At 39.2% G+C, this 659-nt stretch carries 1 protein-coding gene; it reads left to right on the top strand.

Translation table 11 applies throughout. The features are described from left to right. The coding region (locus COL3_RS26280) for a fibronectin type III domain-containing protein (protein ID WP_143327578.1) at positions 1 to 659 on the top strand (659 nt) is incomplete at both ends.

Below are 659 nucleotides of genomic sequence, written 5' to 3'. Positions count from 1 at the left end.
TCAGTAGGCGATGCAGGTGATGTATCTTCACCAAGCAATACGATTACAATTACTGTATCAGACGGTAATGATATAGAAAAGCCAAGTGTTCCAGGAACCCCAGTAAGCAGTGGAGTTACAACTAATTCTATATCATTGACATGGGATGTATCTACAGACAACGTAGGGGTAATGGGATATAAAATCCTACGTAATAATGTAGTAGTAGGAACTACGACGAGTGCAGCTAGTTTCACTGATACTGGTTTAACTCCAAATACAGAGTATACCTATACAATAGCAGCTTATGATGCGGCAGGAAATACATCTGATAACAGTGCAGCATTAATAGTAAAGACAATGCCAACACAAGTAACATCATCCTTTACTAACCATGATTTTGAAACTGGCGATTTAACAGGCTGGACTATAAAAAGTGGTGATGCGTTTAGCAGTAAAGATGTTACAAGTGATATCAATTGGGGATGGGGCGGTCCTTTCAATCAACAAGGAACCTATCATTTATGGAGTTATAAAGATGGCGGTGACGGACAGGTTGGAGAGATGTGGACTGCAAAGAACTTCATAATCGGAGGAGATGGCAAAATAGACCTTCTGGTAGGTGGAGGAAATGACATTAATAACTTATATGTTGCATTAGTAAGAAATTCAGATGGAAA

Origin of the sequence: Clostridium sp. LS, from assembly GCF_002760435.1 — a bacterium.
Lineage (GTDB): Bacteria > Bacillota > Clostridia > Clostridiales > Clostridiaceae > Clostridium.
This window is presented reverse-complemented; position numbering and strand designations above follow the sequence as displayed.